This is a genomic window from Robiginitalea sp., assembly GCF_049588695.1.
Lineage (GTDB): Bacteria > Bacteroidota > Bacteroidia > Flavobacteriales > Flavobacteriaceae > Robiginitalea.
The window spans coordinates 1-2,900 of the sequence record NZ_JBAVZJ010000383.1; the positions used below are offsets into that span (position 1 = coordinate 1).

The 2,900-nt window shown below is 48.6% G+C and carries 4 protein-coding genes and 1 pseudogene; 4 read left to right on the forward strand and 1 reads right to left on the reverse strand.

The genetic code is table 11. The annotated features are described in order from the left end of the window. Positions 1-201, forward strand: a pseudogene (locus WBV75_RS09080) (hypothetical protein); the annotation flags it as partial. A gap of 139 nt (positions 202-340) precedes the next feature. On the opposite strand, the gene WBV75_RS09085 reads toward WBV75_RS09080, so the two are convergent. Beyond that, a complete protein-coding gene (locus WBV75_RS09085) occupies positions 341-1,318 on the reverse strand; it encodes an FKBP-type peptidyl-prolyl cis-trans isomerase (protein WP_424120307.1) in 978 nt (325 codons plus the stop codon). Positions 1,319-1,390: 72 nt separating this feature from the next. On the opposite strand from WBV75_RS09085, the gene WBV75_RS09090 reads away from it, so the two are divergent. From WBV75_RS09090 to WBV75_RS09100, 3 genes are read left to right on the forward strand one after another with little or no spacing between them, the layout of a single operon-like run. Further along, positions 1,391-1,762: an RNA-binding S4 domain-containing protein gene (locus WBV75_RS09090; protein WP_424120308.1), complete on the forward strand. Its 372-nt coding sequence runs from the start codon at positions 1,391-1,393 to the stop codon at positions 1,760-1,762. Continuing rightward, positions 1,749-2,336: a methyltransferase domain-containing protein gene (locus WBV75_RS09095; protein WP_424120309.1), complete on the forward strand. Its 588-nt coding sequence runs from the start codon at positions 1,749-1,751 to the stop codon at positions 2,334-2,336. The genes WBV75_RS09090 and WBV75_RS09095 overlap by 14 nt, the downstream gene beginning before the upstream one ends. A gap of 4 nt (positions 2,337-2,340) precedes the next feature. Continuing rightward, positions 2,341-2,838 carry a phosphoribosyltransferase family protein gene (locus WBV75_RS09100; protein WP_424120310.1) on the forward strand — a complete coding sequence of 166 codons (498 nt, stop codon included), beginning with the start codon at positions 2,341-2,343 and terminating at the stop codon, positions 2,836-2,838. Positions 2,839-2,900: the final 62 nt, after the last annotated feature.

The following is a 2,900-nucleotide window of genomic DNA, read 5'->3' on the forward strand; positions in this document are numbered from 1 at the left end:
GATCTGGGCGATGTGGAAAATGAATTTACCGTCGGGTTTCAGATTGGAGGGGGTGTAAACCTAGGTAAAATTGGGATAGACCTGCGATATGAGCGCGGACTCAGCCCAAACTACGTCGATCTTATCGGTGGGGAAATTGAAGGTTTACGCCTGGATACCCGCCCTACCCAATTGATACTCGGGCTTTCCTATAAATTCTAAAGCGTTTCAGGGGTTACCGCGATCAGGGACTATTTAATAACTATTCCTGTATGGGTGCCTGATACGCGCTGCTCTTAAATCGCGAGCAGGCAGGTAATCCCCGAAGGAAAAACACCTTTTAAAAACGATAAAAATGGGACTAAGATTCTGGAAAAGTGTCGTCCAGATAGTCGGGCGTACCATTGCCGTTTGAATCCGGGAATTCGAGCGTCCCGTCCGGGTTGATAATTATCTCATCCCGCGTTGGCACATCATCCCCATCGTCATCCGGATCCAGAAAGTTTACCCGAAGCACCCCTCCAATGGTCTCGCGTTCCTGCTCCTCGTTGGTGTTGTCGTTATATAAATATCCGTCTCCATCCAGATCTTCCATGATAGAGGGAATTCCGTCCTCATCGTGGTCGGTCTCGTCTATGCTAAAAAGCTCTACAAAAAAGATCAGGGGACTGTAGTTGGGTATCGCATTGGTAGGCGCTGCATTAAAATACCCCAGGCCTGAAGGCATAATGATCATTCCCACTCCCCCGTCAATAGAGGCCACAGTTCCATCAGGATTGGTTGTAATTCCCCCGGAGGCATTAAAAAAGGGCATCCCCTCGGTAAAACCCCGGGCCCCCTGAAGCGGACCCTGTATCCGGGCGAGATCAAACCAAACGGGTTGGGAAAAGGAACCGTCAAAATCCCGGTCATCCAACAAGGTACCGCGATAGGTCAGGAAGGCAGAATCTGCAACAGTGGGGTTTTCATCCATCCCCTCCCGGGCAATAAGATAGTACAAGGTATGGTCTACATCAGGTTGGTCTTCCAGAGCCAACTCCCCACTGGTGACGGTGATTTCAATACTCTGCACCTGGTCGATAAGCGGAATTTTACCCGCATTTTCACCCGCAAGTGTATCTACGGAAATTTTAAAATCAAAATCGGCGGGCGGATTCTCAAATTCCTCATAGTTGTAGAAATGGGACTGCAAATACTCTCGTATTTCGGCATCGTTTTCAATGGCCACCTCTTCGAGATCCCTGGGCGGAACGATTTCTACATCGATCCCATCATCTTCCCCACAACCGGAGAGCAAACCGACTCCAACGAGTACTACGCAAAAGCGCTTCCACAACATAGCCTTTCAATTAAAGGCCGCAAGATACAATTTTCCCCTATTTTTGCGAATCCCTTAACAAAGAATTGGGCCATGCGGATTGACAAGTACCTCTGGTGTACACGCTATTTTAAAACGCGGAATCAGGCTACCGAAGCGTGTAGAAAAGGACACGTTCGAATCGGGGAGCAGGTGGTTAAAGCTTCCCGGGAAGTCATGCCTTCAGACGAAATTCAGGTAAGGAAGAATCAAATCCATTACCAGTTGAAGGTCCTGGACATCCCATCCCAGCGACTTGGCGCCAAACTAGTAGATATCTACAGAATGGATACGACCCCTGCAGAGGCCCTGGAACATCAGAAACTGATGCAGTCCACAAAGGAGTACTATAGAAAAAAGGGGACGGGACGACCGACTAAGAAAGATCGGCGGGAATTGGACGACTACTGGGATGAAACTGAATAAGGCGTATTGGCAAGAGCGATATGAGGCCCGGAAAACCGGATGGGATATGGGCATGGTGAGCCCTCCTCTGTCTGCATATATCGATCAGCTGAAGGATAAGGACCTGAACATTTTACTGCCTGGAGCGGGCATGGGTTATGAAGCCGTTTACCTCGCGGAATCCGGGTTTGATTCACTTACGGTTTTGGATATAGCGCCTTACCCCCTGGAGTCTTTAAAGAAGCGTTTGCCGCCTTCTTTCCGCCCGGAATACCTGGTGGAAGCCGATTTTTTTGATTTTGAGGGCGGGCCTTTTGACCTGGTGCTCGAACATACTTTTTTCTGCGCTTTACCTCCGCAGCTGAGGCCGCAATACGCACTAAAAATGAATGCCCTGCTAAGGCCAGGCGGAAAACTCGCCGGTCTTTTGTTCGATTTCCCTTTAACTTCGGACGGCCCGCCCTTTGGAGGTTCAAAGGAGGAATACGAGCAATTGTTTGCGCCCTACTTCCATATTCAGGTTCTGGAGCGCGCGACAAATTCCATCACACCGCGCCAGGGAAGTGAACTCTTTTTTATATTTGAGAAGAAATAAACCTATGGACCACAGAATCCTGACCCATCAGCAAATCCTCCATAAGATCAACCGGATTGCGTACCAGATCTACGAGGCGAATGTGGATGAATCCCATATTGTTTTGGCAGGTATTGAAGGAGGAGGCCTTGATTTTGCCCGAAAAATAAAGCGGGCCCTGGAAAAAATATGTTCTGCTGAAATTTTGCTTTGTAAGGTGGGAATGGACAAGGCGAACCCAATGACCAGCCCGGTAACCACTTCGCTGAAAGTCTCGGAATACCAGGATCGCTCCTTAGTTCTGGTGGATGATGTCCTGAAATCAGGTACCACACTCATCTTTGGGGTAAAGCATTTTTTAGAAACCCCTTTAAAGCAACTTAAAACTGCCGTACTGGTGGACCGGAATTACAAAAGATTCCCTGTGAAGGCCGATTTCAAAGGACTCTCCCTCTCGACCTCTCTTGAGGAGCATGTACGTGTCGATTTTAGTACCCGGAATTACGGGGTGTATTTAGACTAGTTTTCCTTCTATCTCATCCACCAACTCCTCCACGGTCTTGTCAGAACTGACCAAGGTATGGG

Coding starts and splice junctions, on each gene's coding strand:
- WBV75_RS09085 (WP_424120307.1), bottom strand. CDS start 1,318: ATGTTGTGGAAGCGCTTTTGCGTAGTACTCGTTGGAGTCGGTTTGCTC.
- WBV75_RS09090 (WP_424120308.1), top strand. CDS start 1,391: ATGCGGATTGACAAGTACCTCTGGTGTACACGCTATTTTAAAACGCGG.
- WBV75_RS09095 (WP_424120309.1), top strand. CDS start 1,749: ATGAAACTGAATAAGGCGTATTGGCAAGAGCGATATGAGGCCCGGAAA.
- WBV75_RS09100 (WP_424120310.1), top strand. CDS start 2,341: ATGGACCACAGAATCCTGACCCATCAGCAAATCCTCCATAAGATCAAC.